This window comes from Streptomyces sp. NPDC006430 (assembly GCF_040612395.1).
In the GTDB taxonomy this organism is placed as follows: domain Bacteria; phylum Actinomycetota; class Actinomycetes; order Streptomycetales; family Streptomycetaceae; genus Streptomyces.
Genome location: NZ_JBEXQA010000006.1, coordinates 130,919 through 146,118, shown reverse-complemented (window position 1 = coordinate 146,118; position 15,200 = coordinate 130,919). Strand labels below are relative to the sequence as shown.

The following is a 15,200-nucleotide window of genomic DNA, read 5'->3' as shown; positions in this document are numbered from 1 at the left end:
GAACCCGCTTGGCCACCCGGCGGGCCGGCCCGGCGTGCGCGGTACGGGCGGCCGTACCAGGGTGGAGGGGTGAGACGCCGACGCGAGGAGCCTGGCTGGCTGCACGGACAGCCACCGCCGCGCTGGGCCCGGTTCGCTCCTGCGGTGGCACTGGTGGTGCTGGCGCTCGCGCAGCGGATCACCCCGGACGTGGAGCTCGGCTACTTCCTGGCGGGCCTGCCACCGGTTGCGGCCTTCGCGTACGGGCCGGCCGGGACCGCCGTCTTCGCCGGGCTGGTGCTCGTACTGCTCGGCATGCCGGGGCTCGGAATCGCGCACGCGCGGGGCTCGGACCTGGCCACGGTGGCGGTGGTCGGGCTACTCAGCGTGGTGATCGCCTGGGTCCGGCAGCGCCGCGACGCGCAGCTGGTCAGCGTACGGACCGTGGCTGAGGCAGCTCAGCTGGCGGTGCTGCCGCCGGTGCCGGACCGGGTGGGTCCGGTGCGCTGCGCCGGGCTGTACCGGGCCGCCCAGCGCGGCACGCTGGTCGGCGGGGACCTGTACGACGTACGGGCCGGGCCGTACGGGGTGCGGGCACTGGTCGGGGACGTGCAGGGGCACGGCCTGGCGGCGGTCGGCACGGTGGCGGCGCTGCTCGGCGCCTTCCGGGAGGGGGTGCTGGACGATCCAGAGCTCGCGGAGGTGGCCGCCCGACTGGACCGTAGGCTCCTGGCGGACACCGCGAGCTCTGTGGACTCCTCCGTCAAAGAACCCGAACTGTTCGCGACGGCGCTGCTGCTGGAGTTCCCGCCCGGGCTGGGCCTCGTACGGATGGTCTCGTGCGGGCACCCACCGGCGCTGTTACTGCGGGCGTTCACGGTGTCGGAGGTGGCCGTGGAACCCGGCCCTCCGCTGGGTCTGGGGCTCGCCGGCCCGACCCTGGCGACGGTGACCGCCGTACCGCTGCTGCCCGGCGACCGGCTGCTCGCGCACACGGACGGGGTAACGGAGGCACGGGACGCGGCAGGGCATTTCTACCCGCTGGCCGACCGGCTGCCCGCCCTGGCGGGCGCCCCGGAGGGCCTGGCCGGGGCGGTGTGGCGGGACCTGCTGGCCTTCACCGAGGGCGGCCCCCGCGACGACGTGGCCCTGCTGGTGCTGTCGCTGCCGGACCGGGCAGCCCCGGGCGACACGGACGGCCCGGGGAACACGGCCGGCCCGGGCAACACGGAGGACCCGGCCGCCCCGGCCGGCCGGGGCGGGGAACCGGGCGCGTGATGACTGCGGACTGCGGTCAGCGCCGCCGCCCAGGCCGCGAGTGTGGCCAAGACCGGCGCCGTGGGCCGACGACGCCGACGACGCCGACGGGACCATGAAGGGGGCCAAGATCACCGGAATGTCCTCCGCCGGGCCGACCCTGCCGGCGATTTCCCCCGCCGGCAAGGTCGGCACCGCCGCCGCGGCGCGGCGAGCTCAGCTGCCGCTGGTGATGAACGCACGCACCATCTTGCAGGTGACATTCGACGGCCGGTGGATCCCCGTCCGAACGGCCATCGTCCGGATCTTCCGGTTGGTGGCACGACGGGCGTCGTACGTCCCCGAGTCGAGCAGGGATATCGCCAGCCGCATCGCCTTCAGGCGGCGGTTGTGGCTCTCGTACCACTCGCGGGGCAGCCCTGCGGGCAGCGCCTTCTTCGTGACCTGCGTGATGCGCGTGACGTGCGTGGCGGTGGTCTTGGCAGTGGCCATCTACAGCCTCCCAAACGGTAGTTGGCGTCCTGTCGTTCTCCCTCGATTTTACCGGCGACCACTGACAGAAGGCCCTGGCCAAACGAGGTCTGACTAGGCTGGGCGCCATGGAGATCTGGATCAACCCCGCCTGCTCGAAGTGCCGCAGCGCACTGACCCTGCTTGACGCGGAGGGCGCCTCGTACACCGTGCGCCGCTACCTGGAGGACGTGCCGTCCGAGGCCGAGATCCGCGAGGTCCTGGGCCGGCTCGGCCTGGAACCGTGGGACATCACGCGCACCTCCGACCCGCTCGCGAAGGAAACCGGCGTACCGGACCTGCCGCGCGAGGAAACGGACACGGCCCGGGCCCGCTGGATCGCCCACCTCGCCGCGCACCCGAAGCTGATCCAGCGCCCGATCATCACCGCGCAGGACGGCACGGCAGTGGTCGCCCGCTCGGAGGAGGCGGTCCGGGACGCCCTGTCCCGCCGGGACTGAGCACCGCCGCCGCCCGAACCGGGCCGACCTGCACGGACGGCCCCGTCGGCAGCGCAATCCGCCCACCTACCCTCCCGGTATGACGTCCGACGACACCGCCACCGCACCCGCCCCGGGCACCGGCACCGGCACCGACCTGCACATCGAGCTCCCCGCGCACGGCGCCCGGCGGACCGCGCTCGCCCAGGCACTGCGGGACGCGGTGCGCAGCGGACGGCTCGCCGGTGGGACCCGACTGCCGCCCTACCGTGCACTGGCCGCCGACCTCGGGCTGGCCCGCAGCGCCGTCGCCGACGCCTACGCCGAGCTGGTCGCCGAGGGCTGGTTCACCGCCCGGCAGGGCTCCGGTACCCGCGTCGCCGAGGGGGCGGCCACCGCCCCCTCGGCGGGCGCCACGACCGGGCCCGCCCCCGAGCGTCCCCGCCACGACCTGCTCCAGGGCAAGCCCGACCCGGCCTCTTTCCCCCGGGGCCCCTGGTCCGTCAGCGCCCGCCGGGCCCTGGCCGAGGCACCCACCGACGCGTTCGGCCCCGGCGATCCCCGGGGCCGCCCGGAGCTGCGGCGGGCGCTGGCCGCGTACCTCTCCCGAGCGCGGGGGGTACGTACCGGCCCCGCGAACGTGGTCGTCTGCTCGGGCTTCGCGAACGGCCTGCGCCTGCTGGCCTCGCTGCGACCCCGCGACTGGGCGGTGGAGGAGTACGGACTGCCCTTCCACCACGGCATCCTCGAAGCCGCCGGAGTCCGCCCGCACCCCGTCGCCGTCGACGAGGACGGCGCCCGCACGCAGGAGATCCCGGTCCGGGCCCGGACCGTACTCCTCACTCCGGCACACCAGTTCCCCACGGGCGCCCGACTGCTGCCGACCCGGCGGGCCGCCGCCGTGGAATGGGCGCGGACGACGGGGGGCCTGATCGTGGAGGACGACTACGACGGGGAGTTCCGCTACGACCGCAAACCCGTCGGCGCCGTCCAGGGCATGGCCCCCGAACACGTCGTCTACGCGGGCTCGCTCAGCAAGAGCCTCTCCCCCGCGATCCGCCTCGGCTGGCTGGTCCTCCCGGACCACCTGGTCGACCGCGTCCTGGCAGCGAAGGGCCTGCGGGAGTCCTGGGCGAGCTCCCTGGACCAGCTCGCCCTGGCCGACTTCATCGACTGCGGCGCCTACGACCGCCACGTCCGCCGCATGCGCCACCGCTACCGGAACCGCCGCGACCAACTGGTGGCCGCGCTGGCCTCCCATGCCCCGCAGGCCCGCGTCACTGGCATCTCGGCCGGACTCCACGCAGTGGTGGAACTCCCACCGGGCACGGAGGCCGCGGCTCTGAGGTCGGCCCGCGCGGCGGGCCTGTCCCTCGACGGCCTGTCGGGGTACCGCCACCCGGCTGCGACGACCGGGGCGGCCCGGGAGGGCCTCGTGGTGGGCTACGCGGCACCGCCGGAGGCGGCTTTCGGCCGGGCGTTGGAGGCTCTGGCGACGACGCTGCGCGGACGTGGTCCACGTCCGGGATTCGAAGGTGACGGCCGGTCCCGACCTGGCGGTGGCACCCACGAGGGGATCACGACGGGCAGTTGACCCCGCCCGGCGTCAGGGAGGGCTTGGGGGTCTCCGTAGCCCGGCGCAACAAGCCGGGCCATGCCACTGCGGCAGGGGCGTCATACCGTGGCCAGCGGCGACCGCCCCAGCAACACGATGCCTGTCACGGCCGCCGCCGCTCCCAGCATCTGCACCGTCAGCGCCCAGCCGGTGAGTGCGAGCTGCTCGCCGAAGACGGCGATGCCGATCGCGACGGCGCCGATCGGCTCCAGGGTGTCGATGATCGGCAGACTGACAGCCAGAGAGCCGGCCTGGAAGGCGCTCTGGGACAGAACCAGGCTCGTCACCCCAACGGTCATCAGCGCATACGGTTCCCAGTGGAGTAGTACTTCGGTGCCGTCGGCCCGGAATCGGCCGGCCGTGCTCTTGGCCAAGCCGTCGAGAAGCGCCAGCATCAGTGCCGCGCAGACCGCGTATGCAGCTGTCCGTATCCATCCAGGACGCCTAGCTCCCACGGGCGCTAGCAGGGCCACGGTACCGACGACCACCACGAACGAGGGGATCCAGTCGGAGAACGCAGGGATCGTAGCGCCGGCAGAGAGCGGCAGCACCGCCAGGAACACCGCCACGCCTCCCGCCGTGCAGACCATTCCGGTCTTCTCCCAACGGGTCAGTTGCTCCCCACGCCGCAGAGCCAGGAACGGCAGCGCGAACAGGAGATCGGTTGCCGCAAGCGGGAGGACCAGTACCAAGGGACCGTAGGCGAGCGCGAGTCCGAGGAAGGCGAAGGAGGAGATCGAGAGCCCCAACCCCGCCAGCCATCTGGGCCGGCGGACCAGGTTGAGCAGGAGCCGCAGCCTCATCGAATCCTGCATGGACGCCTGCCGCGCCGCTTCGTGCTGCAGCACTGACCCGATACCGAAACACACGGCGGCCATCAGGGCACTCGACACCGCGACCACGATGTTCACGGGTCAAGGAGCCTTGCCACTACGGGACGGACCACGTCTGAGGCACGAGAGAACGGCCTGGACAGGCCCATCACTTTCGCGAGCACGCCGGATGTCGCCGGGGTCCGCGCGACGTCCGACGAGGGCATGGTCCGGGCGGCGAAGGTGTCATTCATGCGCGATGACGGCGACGGGCGCCGGGCAGTGGTGAATCAGGGCATGGGTGACGGATCCGACGTGTGCGCCCAGAGATCCTTTGCGTACGCGTCGACCGACCACCACGAGGTCCGCATTGTCCGCGGCCCGCAGGAGCAGTCGAGCCGGGCCGCCGATGGGCGTTCTTTCGGCGACCTCTATGGAAGGGAACTTGTGCCGCCATGGCTTCAGGGCTTCCGTAAGGCGCCGCGCGACGCCGGGGCCCATCTCCCGCTCGGCTGCGACGAGCGCCGAGGCGTCGCGGACCACGGGCATTATCGACCACCCGTACAGGACCAGGACACGGTCGCCACGGAGTACGGCTTCCTGGAAGGCGAAGTCAAGGAGCGGGGCGAAGAACTGGTCGAGGTCCGCGCCGACGACCACGTCGCGCGCTGGGCCCGCCGGGAGAGCGCCGTCCGCTGCGTCCGGCCGCTCCGGTGCCCGTACGAGCACGACCGGGCGCTCCGTGGCGCTGATCGTCGCCATGCCGACCGACCCGAGGAGGAAACCCCCCACACCGCCCAGACCGCGGGAGCCGAGCACGAGGAGACCGGCCTCGGACGCCTCGTCGGCCAGGACCTCGAAGGGATGCCCGGATCGATGCCGACTCTCGATCTCCAGAGAAGGGCGCTCGCGCCGCACCGCTGTCACGGCCTCGGCCAGCAGGTCCTCGGCCCAGTGGCTTCGTGCTTCGAAGCTGCCGGACTGCGCAGTAGCCGGGCCCGGCGACTGAGCTGCGTAGACGATGCGCAGCTTCGTTCCGCGCAGTACCGCCTCCCCGGCGGCCCATGTGGCCGCCGCGACGGCCTCCGGCGACCCGTCCACACCGACAGCCACAGGACGGGACATGCTCACGCTCCCTTCTGGCGGCGGGGTGGGGTCTCCTCAAGATCGGGCCATCCGTCGAGAATGCGCATCCGGTTGGTCACGTCGTACCACCACGATGAAGGATCGTGGCAGGCTGCGCGCGCTGGGCGCGGCCCTGCTTCCCCGATGGGCCGGGCAGGAACCGGTCCCCGGTGACCGTTCTTCTGGGGGCTTCCCGACAGTCCTGTCTTTCCGGGGCGGGACGGGCGGTCAAGGGTGGCCGCAGGCCATCGCGCAGCGACGCGACCGAAGGGAGCGCCCTTGAGGGCCCGGCACGACACGGACAGACGATCGGACTGACGGGAAACCCCCAGGCCCACCCCGATACCGGCCAGCCGAACTTCCGCCACCCCCGGTCCCGCCCCACGCACCTACCCCCCCTGTTCATCTCGCCCTCACCCCCCGACCTCGTAGGGTGGGACAGCAGGAAAGGTACAGATCACACCAAAGGGGCAGATGTGGGAGAGCAGTCGGAACTGCAGCCACAGCCAGCACAGCCACAGCAACCATCCCGCCCGCACGTTCCCCCGTCCCCGCGGAGGGCTGACTGGATGTTCGGCGGGGTCTACGGGACCGTGCTGGCCTCCGCGCTGATCGCCGCTCTCGATCAGTCGGGCGATGAGGACACTCCTTACTACGACGCCACCTGGGTCTTCGTGACCGCTGCGGCGGCGGCCCTGGCGCACGGGTACTCGCACCACATGGCGACCCACGAGGCCGGCTCCGCCGGCCACCGGTGGTGGCTGTTGATGCGGGCGCTCCGCAACGAGTGGCCGCTGGTCGCGGCGGCCTTGCCCACCGTGCTGCTCCTGGTCTTCGCGGGGATCATGCACTGGGACTCGCAGGGGGTGACCGCAGTCGGACTGGGCCTGAACACCGCACTGTTGTTCGCCTGGGGTTCCTTCGTGGCGTACCGGGTGGGCTACCGGATCGGCGCGTCCCTGCTGATCGGGCTCGCGGACGCCGCCATCGGCATGGTGATCATCGCGGCCAACGCGATCATCCATTAGACGCCGCCGTCTGCCGGTACCCCGTACGGAGCCGCCTCCTGCGTGGCGTACGCAGCCTCGGTCCCGGAAGTGTTGACCTGGGAAAGGGGACCGTGCAACGACAGGAGATTCATGCGTACCGCACCGCTGCATTACGGGGTACGGGTGGCCGCGGTGGCCGCCCTCGCCCTCGCCACCGCCCTCGGCGGCGTGGCCACCGCCGGCGCCACGGCTCGTGACCATCACGGGAACCGCCAGGCCCACGGCGGGCAAGGCAACCACGGCGAATCCCGTGATCAGGCCCCCAGACCCATCGAGGTGAAGATCGGGGCCGAGGGCATTCAGGCGCCGAAGTCGGGTCAGGCCGGCTTGGTCGCCTTCCGCGTCAAGACCAACGACCCGGACGGGCGCTTCCTCCAGGCCTTCCGGCCGCATCGAGGTGTCACCACTAAAGAGCTGCTCGCCGACCTGAAGAAGGCCATCAGCCAGGATCCCCAGACCGCTGCCGAGGGCATCTCCGCCGTCCGCCACGACGCGGACGCACTCGGCGGCGCCCAGGTCACCCCGTCGGTGTCGGAGACCTTCACCACCCCGATCACTGCGGGGCAGGTCGTCCTCCTGGACTTCACGGCCTTCCTCAAGGACCCGGCCCACCCGGTCGTCCGGACCCTCGAACTGCGTGACGCGAAGAAGGGGAAGAAGCCCGGGGACCTCGCGGACTTCGCCGACAGCATCGTGATCACGCGGGAGACCACGAACGGCCCGCGCTTCGACGTCCACGGCCTGCGCAAGGCGAAGGACAACGTCCTGGTCCGCAACTCGTCCGACGAGCTCCACGAGATGGCGATCCAGCCGGTTGCTCCGGGCACCACCGACGACGACATCACGGCGTTCTTCGACGGCAACGGCCCGGCGCCGTTCACCGGCCCCTCCGTCGGCCTCGGCATCATCTCCCCCGGGCGCACCGTGCTGCTGGAGACGCACCACCTGCCGCCGGGCACCTATGCGCTGCTCTGCTTCGTCCCGGACGACGAGACCGGTATCCCGCACGTCGTCGAGGGGATGCACCAGGTCGTCGTACTGACCTGACCCTGTCGGCCCTGTCGGCCCTGTCGGCCCATCGGCCCTGCCGGACCCACCGAACCCGCCGGGTCATTCGTGATCCGGCGGGTTCGGGCTCTGTCGGGATCCCTCCGGGTCTCCCGGAGCCGGCCGCACCAGCTCAGCCGGGGAGCTGTGCCTCCGCCTCCGCGAGGATCTCCGTCAGTCGGGCCGCGAACTCCACGTCACGCGCATCCGCCACCCCGGTCCGGGCGGCGGTGAGCAGTGCGTCCAGGGCGCGCCCGTACGCGCCCGGTACATCAGTCCAGTTGGGCAGCGAGAACACGCCTTCGGCCCCGCGGACCTCCAGCCCCACTCCGGCCGCCGCCGTCGGCGCGCCCAGGCTGAGCACGGCGGTACTGGCGGCGCCCGAGGTGTGGCGCAGGGCGAGCTGGACCATGTCGGAGGGGCCGCGGGCGGCGGTGACGGACGTGACGTCGCCCAGGACCGGGATCAGGACGGACAGGGCGTGCGGGCCGACGTCCCAGAGCCCGCCCTTGGTCTTGCGCCAGGGCGAGTCGGCGTACGCGCTGGGCGCGCCGTCGGGCGGGAAGACGGCGCCGAGCCAGTGGGCGGCGGCGGTGAACCAGCCCGAGCGGCCGGCCTGCTCCGCGACCCAGCCGGCGGCGGGTTCGGCGAAGCGGAGGGTGAGGAAGACCACGGAGGCGACGCCGTGGTCGGCGACGGCGTCGGCCACGGCGCGGGCGTCTTCGACGGTCGTGGCGACGGGTTTGTCGAGCAGGAGGTGGCGGCCCGCGGCGGCGGCGCGTACGGCGAGCGGGGCCTGGACGTCCGGCGGCAGGGCGAAGGCCACGACGTCACAGTCGGCGAACAGGGCGTCGGGGTCTTCGTACACCTTCACGCCGTACGCGTCGGCCAGTTCGGCGGCGGCTTCGGGGCGGCGGCCCCACACTCCCGCGAAGTCGGAGCCGGCGTGCGCGGCGAGGGCGGGGGCATGGGTGCGGCGGGCCCAGGGGCCGGTGCCCAGCAGGCCGACCCGGGGGCGGGCCGGCGGGCGGGGGGATGCCGTGGGGTCACCGGCCGAGGTCAAATCGTACGAAATGCTCACCTGCTCAGTCTGCCCCACTCGGACGTGTGTGCTGCCCCCGACCCGCACAACCGACCCGACCTGCGGTGCAAACCCGGTAACACGGGGTTCACACACGGGCAACGGAGGAGAAATCGCGAGCGTGCACGCTGCGGTCTACACCGCAACGCAATCGCAGCACCACGAACGCAGCACCCGCAGAGTCTGCGCCGGAGCGACGCACCGAAGGATGGGGCCCGTGAGCTACAAGGCTGAGTACATCTGGATCGACGGCACCGAGCCGACGGCGAAGCTGCGCTCCAAGACGAAGATCCTGGCCGACGGCGACGCGCTGCCGATCTGGGGCTTCGACGGATCGAGCACCAACCAGGCCGAGGGTCACGCCTCCGACCGCGTGCTGCAGCCGGTGTTCTCCTGCCCGGACCCGATCCGCGGCGGGAACAACGTCCTCGTGCTCTGCGAGGTCATGAACATCGACATGACCCCGCACGAGTCGAACACCCGCGCCCTGCTGCGCCCGATCGCCGAGCAGTTCGCCGACCAGGAGCCGATCTTCGGCATCGAGCAGGAGTACACCTTCTTCGACGGCATCCGGCCGCTCGGCTTCCCGGTGGGCGGCTTCCCGGCCGCGCAGGGCGGCTACTACTGCGGTGTCGGCTCGGACGAGATCTTCGGCCGCGAGATCGTCGAGAAGCACCTGGACCACTGCCTCGCGGCGGGCCTGAGCATCTCCGGCATCAACGCCGAGGTCATGCCGGGCCAGTGGGAGTTCCAGGTCGGGCCCGTCGGCCCGCTGGAGGTCTCCGACCAGCTGTGGATCGCGCGCTGGCTGCTCTACCGCACCGCCGAGGACTTCAACGTCTCCGCGACGCTGAACCCGAAGCCGGTGAAGGGCGACTGGAACGGTGCGGGCGCGCACACCAACTTCTCCACGAAGGCGATGCGCGAGGACTACCGCGCCATCATCTGCGCGTGCGAGGCGCTGGGTGAGGGCTCCAAGCCGCTGGACCACGTCAAGAACTACGGCGCCGGCATCGACGAGCGCCTGACGGGTCTGCACGAGACCGCTCCGTGGAACGAGTTCAGCTACGGCGTCTCCGACCGCGGCGCCTCGGTCCGCATCCCGTGGCAGGTGGAGAAGGACGGCAAGGGTTACATCGAGGACCGCCGCCCGAACGCGAACGTGGACCCGTACGTGGTGACCCGCCTGATCACGGACACCTGCTGCACGAGCCTGAAGAAGGACGGCCTGGTCTAGGACCTCGCCGGACCGGGGCCCTCCCGGCCCCTTCCCGCCCGCGGTACGACGCACCACGCCCGCCGAGCCCCCGTGGCCCGGCGGGCGTGGTGCGTCCACGTATCTGACCAGTAGGCGATACGGATGCGCGGTCGGAGCGGGCGGAAGCCGCCTGCCGAGTGACGGTTTGTCCGCTTTGGTAGAGGCCTACTGGAGACAGTATCGCGGAATTTGGGATTCCGCTCCATCAGGTGAGACGGGGTCTGCCCCGGGCCTCCCACGTCTGCTTCAATGGGCCCATGGCCAGCCCTTCGCACACCTCGACCGGTCACAGCGACCTCGAGCCGCTCTGGCCCTCCCGTCAGGATTACGACTTCGACCGGGTGTGTTGCCGCGCGAGGAACGCGCCGGCCCTCTAAAGCCTCCCGGGACCTCCCTCCGGACCCTTCCCGAGGCCTTCGGTCTGCGCGGTACGACGACGACGTCCTGCACGTCCTCTTCCAACCACTCCGCGTGAAAGAGCTGACCACTCATGTCTCACACCCGTTCCCTGACCTCGGCCGCCCCTGCTGCGTCGTCCGCCTCGTCCGCCTCGTCCGCCTCCGCTGCAACCGTGCCCCTTTCCTTCCCGCCCGGTCCGCGCAACCGGCTGCGTGCCGTGGACCGGAACGAGGTCGCCCGCGTCGTCGACCTCCTACCGCCCGGCGCCACCTGGCTACCCGCGCCGCAACACACCCTCCCGACGCTGCCGGGCCAGCCACCGATGATCGGCTACCTGGTCCTCGTACCCGCGGACCAGCAGCCGCCGGTCGCCTTCGCGCCGCGGTCCGTCCCCGTCCCCGTCCCGCCCCCGCCACCCGCCCCCGAGCCGGCGACCACCCTCGGGGACGCCCTGGTCCGCATCGACCCTGCGCAGCGCACCGCCGAGGTCGACGGCCGGGTACTCGACCTGACGTACCTGGAGTTCGAGCTGCTGGCCCATCTGGTGGCGCACCCGCACCGGGTGCACAGCCGGGACCAGCTGGTGACCACGGTCTGGGGCTACGGCCACATCGGCGACGGCCGGACCGTGGACGTCCACATCGCGCGTCTGCGCCGCAAGCTCGGCGCGGCGCACCGCGGCGCGATCCAGACGGTGCGCCGGGTCGGCTACAAGTACGCCCCCTGAGCGACGCGTTGCCGCGAGGTCCGGTCGAACGACGGTGGGCCCGTACTCCGCGCTGGAGTACGGGCCCACCGGGCCTGAGCCGGGCCGTTGCTACGCCGGCGCCGCCGTCTTGGCGCGGCGCGCCGCGACCGCCCCCAGCAGTACGTCGATCGCCAGGAAGGCGACCAGGCTGATCCCGAGCAGCGGAACGAACCATCCCGCCACGGCGGTCACCGCGGCGAGGGGAAGCAGCATGGTCAGCGGTACCTTGCGCCAGGCGCCGCGCGGCTGGGCGCGACCGACCGCGAGGGCGCGGTCCTTGGTGGGCCGGCGCAGCCACCACATCCGGTAGCCCCAGAAGATCAGGAACATCAGCGCGACGGCGAGCGCGGCAAGTGCGATCTGGTTGGCGAGCCCGAAGGTCTTCCCCATGTGCAGGTCGATGCCGAAGCGGGTCAGCTGCGCGAGGAAGGGGTGGTCGGCGAAGCGCAGTTCGCCCATGACCCGGCCGTCGGCGGGGTCGACGGCGACCGCGTCCAGGTGCACCGGCACCTGCTTGTCCTGCTCCTTGATCACGTAGCCCTTGCCCTTGGTGGGCAGCGTCACGCGGATCTCCTCGGTGACCCCCGCGGTGCGGGCGGCGGCCACGGCCCTGTCGATGCCGATGTCGGTCGTGGGTGCCGGCGGGGGCATCTCCATGCCCTCGGTCATGACATGGCCTGCGTGTTCGTCGGCGCCGCCGGAGGCCGCACCGGGAGCGAGGGCGGCCGATACGGAAGGGGTGGCGCCGCCGAGGCGGTCCTGGATCTGCCCGATGTTCTCGCCGGCGTACTTCGACCAGGTCAGACCGGTGGCGGAGAGGGCGACGAGTCCGGCGACGGCCCAGAGCCCGACGGCGCCGTGCCAGGAGAGGGTCTTACGGCGGCCGGTGGCGGCGCGGTCGGGCAGGGCGATCAGGGCCTTGCGGGAGCGGCGGCGGCCGATCCAGAGGGCGAGTCCGCCGAGTGCGACGATCCACAACCAGCTCGCGGCGAGCTCGCTGTAATTCCGGCCGAACTCGCCCAGCTGGAGGCTGGCGTGGAACTCGCTGAGCCAGGCCCGCAGCGGCAGCGCGTCACCGGAGGTGGTCAACGTGCCATTGACGTGGGCCGTATACGGATCCACGAACACGGTACGGGTCAGACCCTCCGCGAGCCCCGGGGCCTCCATGATCACGCGGGTGGTCGCCTCGGCGTCGGGCGCGGGCCACACGGCCACGACCTTGCCTTCGGTCACGGCGCCCTTGGCCGCCGTGACCTGGACGCTGAGCGGCAGCGCGCGCTCGCCGACCCCGGCGACGGTCAGCTCGTCGGAGTAGATGATCTTCTCGGCCTGCCAGGAGCCGGCGTACAGCAGGCCGGTGGCGGCGGCGAGGAAAAGTAGCGGGGCTATCAGGATCCCGGCGTAGAAGTGCATGCGCAGGAGCAACGGCCGCAGGGCCGTCCAACTGCCGGGCTGCGAGGGTGCAGGGGCTGTGGTGGCGTCCGGGGTGCGGACGTCCCGAACCTCTTCGAGGGACATGTGGGTCCTAGGTGTGGGCGAAGACATGGGTGGGATCGGCCCCAGGTCTCGCCCCCTCGCCGAAGGGGGAGGTGCGCCGGTCAGGCGCGAGCAGGACGGCCGGGGGCCGTGGCGCGGGTGTCGCGCCACCCGGGCGGTCCGCGGCGTACCAGGGCGTGGGCGGGCACGGCCCCGCGCAGCGCGCGCGGGGGTTCGTACGAGGGGCGGCGCGCGGGTGGGGCCGGTACGGGGGACACATGGGCCCGGACCAGCCGGACCGCGCGGGCGAGCGGCCGGGCCGCCAGCAGCGCGGCGGCGCCGAGGACTGCGGCGAGCCGGAACACGGCGACCTCTCCCCACGCCAGCCAGGCGGCGCAGAACAGCCCGGCGAGCACGTGCGCGGCGATCATGCCGAGGCCCCCGTGCCCGGCCACCTCGACCATCCCGCCCGTCCCGGTCGTCCCGGGCATGCCGACCATCCCGGCCATCCCGGCCGTCCCGTGCATGCCGGCCATGCCTTGCATGCCGTGCACGTCCGTCATGGGGTGATGCCCGGGCATCACCGCATGGGCGGCCTGCCCCGTCTGACTCCCGGAGAAGACCAGGTGCAGCACTCCTTGGACGGCGAGCAGTGCCGTGGTGATCCCCACGGGCCCCCGCCGCCGCCCCGCTGCCAGCCACGCGAGTCCACCGGTCACCCCGAAAGCAACCAGAAGGCCCAATGGGGGGACGTTCGCATCGGACATGTACGCATGCCCCGTCGCACCCAACGCGGTACAGACCGCCGCGAACATCGCGGCGCGTACGGTGCGCATCGGCGCGGGGATTCCTGACATGACTGGATCATGGTCCCACGGCCCCCGGTGCCGTCTGCCGGAGGGCCGTATCCGATCATGGTCGGGTGAATCCATTGCCTTGGCCGCCCCTGCTGGGCGCGGTCTACGCCAGCGGGGTCCAGGCCGGGGCGTACGCCCTGGAGACGCGGCCGGCGACGGAGCGGGAACGGGTGTTGCGGGGCTGTTCGACGAACGTCGACAATCTCGCCGGCGGGCGCTGGGAGACGCTGCTGAGCAGCGCGTTCGTCGTCGAAGAGCCCATGCCGCTGCCGTACGCGCTGCTGCTCGTCGCGGTGCTCGGATACGCGGAGTACGCGTACGGGGCCTGGTGGACGGCCGGGGTGTTCCTGTTCGGGCACGCCACGGCGACGCTCCTCGTGTACGGCGCCCTGCGCCGGACGGCCGATGCACGGACCCGGCGGGCCCTGGACGTGGGGACCAGTTATGGGTTCAACACCGTGCTCGGCGCGCTGACCTCGGCGCTGCCGCGCGGGCCGATCCGGACGGTCGCCCGGGTGGGGCTGTTGGTGCTCGGCGCAGGGCCGGTGCTGAAGCGGGAGCGCACCTTCACGGACGCCGGACACCTGGCGGCGCTGGGGATCGGAGTCGGGCTCTCCCTCGCGCTCGATTACCTATCCGCGACAAAACACCCCAAAATCGGATGAACGCGAACCGCCGCGACGCAAGCACCACATGCACGACCCGCACGACCGCATGACCCTACGCACACCGATGGAGCCGCCACGATGACCGCCACCGCCACGCCCTCCACCACCGTTGCCAACCTCCGGGACCTCGGCGGCACGCCCCTGCCCGGCGGGCGCACCGTCCGCCCCGGCATGGTCCTGCGTTCCGGTCAGCTCGACCGGCTCGACATCGCCGCCGACCCGGTCGTCGCCGCGCTGGGGCTGCACACGGTCATCGACTTCCGCACCGGCCCCGAGCGGGCCGACCACCCGGACCGGATACCGCAGGGCGTCCGCCACCTGGTCGTCGACGTGCTCGCCGACAAATTGAGCTCCGGGGAGATCCCGGCCGCCACGCAGCTCAAGGACCTGCTGTCCGACCCGGCGGTGGCGGAGGAGCACCTCGGCGGCGGCAAGGTACAGGGGCTGTTCGCCGACACCTACCGGTCCTTCGTGAACACCGGCTCCGCGCAGCTCGCGTACCGGACCCTGCTCACCGAGCTCGCCGAGCCGGAGACGGGCCCGCTGCTCTTCCACTGCACCGCCGGCAAGGACCGTACGGGCTGGGGCGCGACCGTCGTCCTGTCGCTCCTCGGCGCGGACGACGACACTCTGATGGCCGAATACCTGTCCGTGAATCCGGCGGTCAAGCAGGCCTTCGCGCCGATGATCGAGGGCTTCACCGTCGCCGGAGGCAACCCGGACATCGCGCTGGCGTTGATCGGGGTGTTCCCCTCGTACCTGGAGGCCGCCCTCGACGAGGTGAACACGCGGTACGGCTCGATGGAGAAGTACGTGCGCGAGGGCCTCGGCGTCTCCGACGAGGCCGTCGCGGCGCTGTGCGCCCGCCTGACGGCCTGA

15 protein-coding genes are annotated in these 15,200 nt (G+C 72.1%); 9 read left to right on the top strand and 6 right to left on the bottom strand.

Annotated elements, in window-relative coordinates; translation table 11 throughout:
- The first annotated feature begins 69 nt into the window (after positions 1–69).
- The gene (locus ABZZ20_RS11990; protein WP_356869276.1) at positions 70–1,257 is read left to right on the top strand and encodes a PP2C family protein-serine/threonine phosphatase; all 1,188 of its coding nucleotides are present in this window, start codon (positions 70–72) and stop codon (positions 1,255–1,257) included.
- Between the two features lie 195 nt (positions 1,258–1,452).
- Here ABZZ20_RS11990 and ABZZ20_RS11985 read toward each other — a convergent pair whose 3' ends face one another.
- Positions 1,453–1,728, bottom strand: a complete 276-nt coding sequence (locus tag ABZZ20_RS11985) for a hypothetical protein (protein WP_356869275.1) — start codon at positions 1,726–1,728, stop codon at positions 1,453–1,455.
- 107 nt (positions 1,729–1,835) lie between these two features.
- On the opposite strand from ABZZ20_RS11985, the gene ABZZ20_RS11980 reads away from it, so the two are divergent.
- Both ABZZ20_RS11980 and ABZZ20_RS11975 read left to right on the top strand, forming a co-directional pair.
- On the top strand, positions 1,836–2,207 hold the full coding sequence (locus tag ABZZ20_RS11980) for an ArsC/Spx/MgsR family protein (RefSeq protein ID WP_356869274.1): 372 nt from the start codon (positions 1,836–1,838) through the stop codon (positions 2,205–2,207).
- A 79-nt stretch (positions 2,208–2,286) separates the two neighbouring features.
- Positions 2,287–3,780 carry a PLP-dependent aminotransferase family protein gene (locus ABZZ20_RS11975; protein ID WP_356869273.1) on the top strand — a complete coding sequence of 498 codons (1,494 nt, stop codon included), beginning with the start codon at positions 2,287–2,289 and terminating at the stop codon, positions 3,778–3,780.
- Positions 3,781–3,860: 80 nt separating this feature from the next.
- Here the strand turns inward: ABZZ20_RS11975 and ABZZ20_RS11970 are convergent, their stop codons facing one another.
- Both ABZZ20_RS11970 and ABZZ20_RS11965 read right to left on the bottom strand, forming a co-directional pair.
- Complete coding sequence (locus ABZZ20_RS11970; RefSeq protein WP_356869272.1) at positions 3,861–4,712, bottom strand: DMT family transporter; 852 nt, start codon at positions 4,710–4,712, stop codon at positions 3,861–3,863.
- A gap of 147 nt (positions 4,713–4,859) precedes the next feature.
- The gene (locus ABZZ20_RS11965) at positions 4,860–5,738 is read right to left on the bottom strand and encodes a universal stress protein (RefSeq protein ID WP_356869271.1); all 879 of its coding nucleotides are present in this window, start codon (positions 5,736–5,738) and stop codon (positions 4,860–4,862) included.
- A 569-nt stretch (positions 5,739–6,307) separates the two neighbouring features.
- On the opposite strand from ABZZ20_RS11965, the gene ABZZ20_RS11960 reads away from it, so the two are divergent.
- On the top strand, positions 6,308–6,766 hold the full coding sequence (locus tag ABZZ20_RS11960) for a hypothetical protein (protein ID WP_356869270.1): 459 nt from the start codon (positions 6,308–6,310) through the stop codon (positions 6,764–6,766).
- Between the two features lie 111 nt (positions 6,767–6,877).
- Positions 6,878–7,834, top strand: coding sequence for a hypothetical protein (locus ABZZ20_RS11955; protein WP_356869269.1), 957 nt, complete (start codon positions 6,878–6,880; stop codon positions 7,832–7,834).
- Between the two features lie 133 nt (positions 7,835–7,967).
- Here the strand turns inward: ABZZ20_RS11955 and ABZZ20_RS11950 are convergent, their stop codons facing one another.
- A complete protein-coding gene (locus ABZZ20_RS11950; RefSeq protein ID WP_356869437.1) occupies positions 7,968–8,909 on the bottom strand; it encodes a Gfo/Idh/MocA family oxidoreductase in 942 nt (313 codons plus the stop codon).
- A gap of 223 nt (positions 8,910–9,132) precedes the next feature.
- Between ABZZ20_RS11950 and glnII the strand changes: the two genes are divergently transcribed.
- Positions 9,133–10,152, top strand: coding sequence for a glutamine synthetase (gene glnII, locus ABZZ20_RS11945; protein WP_356869268.1), 1,020 nt, complete (start codon positions 9,133–9,135; stop codon positions 10,150–10,152).
- Positions 10,153–10,663: 511 nt separating this feature from the next.
- Entirely contained in the window at positions 10,664–11,299 is a 636-nt protein-coding gene (locus tag ABZZ20_RS11940; protein WP_356869267.1) for a winged helix-turn-helix domain-containing protein, read from the top strand.
- Positions 11,300–11,389: 90 nt separating this feature from the next.
- On the opposite strand, the gene ABZZ20_RS11935 is transcribed toward ABZZ20_RS11940, so the two are convergent.
- Positions 11,390–12,733, bottom strand: a complete 1,344-nt coding sequence (locus ABZZ20_RS11935; RefSeq protein WP_356869436.1) for a PepSY domain-containing protein — start codon at positions 12,731–12,733, stop codon at positions 11,390–11,392.
- 185 nt (positions 12,734–12,918) lie between these two features.
- Positions 12,919–13,653 carry a hypothetical protein gene (locus tag ABZZ20_RS11930; protein ID WP_356869266.1) on the bottom strand — a complete coding sequence of 245 codons (735 nt, stop codon included), beginning with the start codon at positions 13,651–13,653 and terminating at the stop codon, positions 12,919–12,921.
- Positions 13,654–13,718: 65 nt separating this feature from the next.
- Between ABZZ20_RS11930 and ABZZ20_RS11925 the strand changes: the two genes are divergently transcribed.
- The gene (locus ABZZ20_RS11925; protein ID WP_356869265.1) at positions 13,719–14,318 is read left to right on the top strand and encodes a rhomboid-like protein; all 600 of its coding nucleotides are present in this window, start codon (positions 13,719–13,721) and stop codon (positions 14,316–14,318) included.
- A gap of 81 nt (positions 14,319–14,399) precedes the next feature.
- Positions 14,400–15,200, top strand: coding sequence for a tyrosine-protein phosphatase (locus tag ABZZ20_RS11920; RefSeq protein WP_356869264.1), 801 nt, complete (start codon positions 14,400–14,402; stop codon positions 15,198–15,200).

What these genes read in the sequence shown, in the direction of transcription:
- ABZZ20_RS11985 (WP_356869275.1), bottom strand. Translation starts at nt 1,728, where the DNA reads ATGGCCACTGCCAAGACCACCGCCACGCACGTCACGCGCATCACGCAG.
- ABZZ20_RS11980 (WP_356869274.1), top strand. Translation starts at nt 1,836, where the DNA reads ATGGAGATCTGGATCAACCCCGCCTGCTCGAAGTGCCGCAGCGCACTG.
- ABZZ20_RS11975 (WP_356869273.1), top strand. Translation starts at nt 2,287, where the DNA reads ATGACGTCCGACGACACCGCCACCGCACCCGCCCCGGGCACCGGCACC.
- ABZZ20_RS11965 (WP_356869271.1), bottom strand. Translation starts at nt 5,738, where the DNA reads ATGTCCCGTCCTGTGGCTGTCGGTGTGGACGGGTCGCCGGAGGCCGTC.
- ABZZ20_RS11960 (WP_356869270.1), top strand. Translation starts at nt 6,308, where the DNA reads ATGTTCGGCGGGGTCTACGGGACCGTGCTGGCCTCCGCGCTGATCGCC.
- ABZZ20_RS11955 (WP_356869269.1), top strand. Translation starts at nt 6,878, where the DNA reads ATGCGTACCGCACCGCTGCATTACGGGGTACGGGTGGCCGCGGTGGCC.
- ABZZ20_RS11940 (WP_356869267.1), top strand. Translation starts at nt 10,664, where the DNA reads ATGTCTCACACCCGTTCCCTGACCTCGGCCGCCCCTGCTGCGTCGTCC.
- ABZZ20_RS11935 (WP_356869436.1), bottom strand. Translation starts at nt 12,733, where the DNA reads ATGCACTTCTACGCCGGGATCCTGATAGCCCCGCTACTTTTCCTCGCC.
- ABZZ20_RS11930 (WP_356869266.1), bottom strand. Translation starts at nt 13,653, where the DNA reads ATGTCAGGAATCCCCGCGCCGATGCGCACCGTACGCGCCGCGATGTTC.
- ABZZ20_RS11920 (WP_356869264.1), top strand. Translation starts at nt 14,400, where the DNA reads ATGACCGCCACCGCCACGCCCTCCACCACCGTTGCCAACCTCCGGGAC.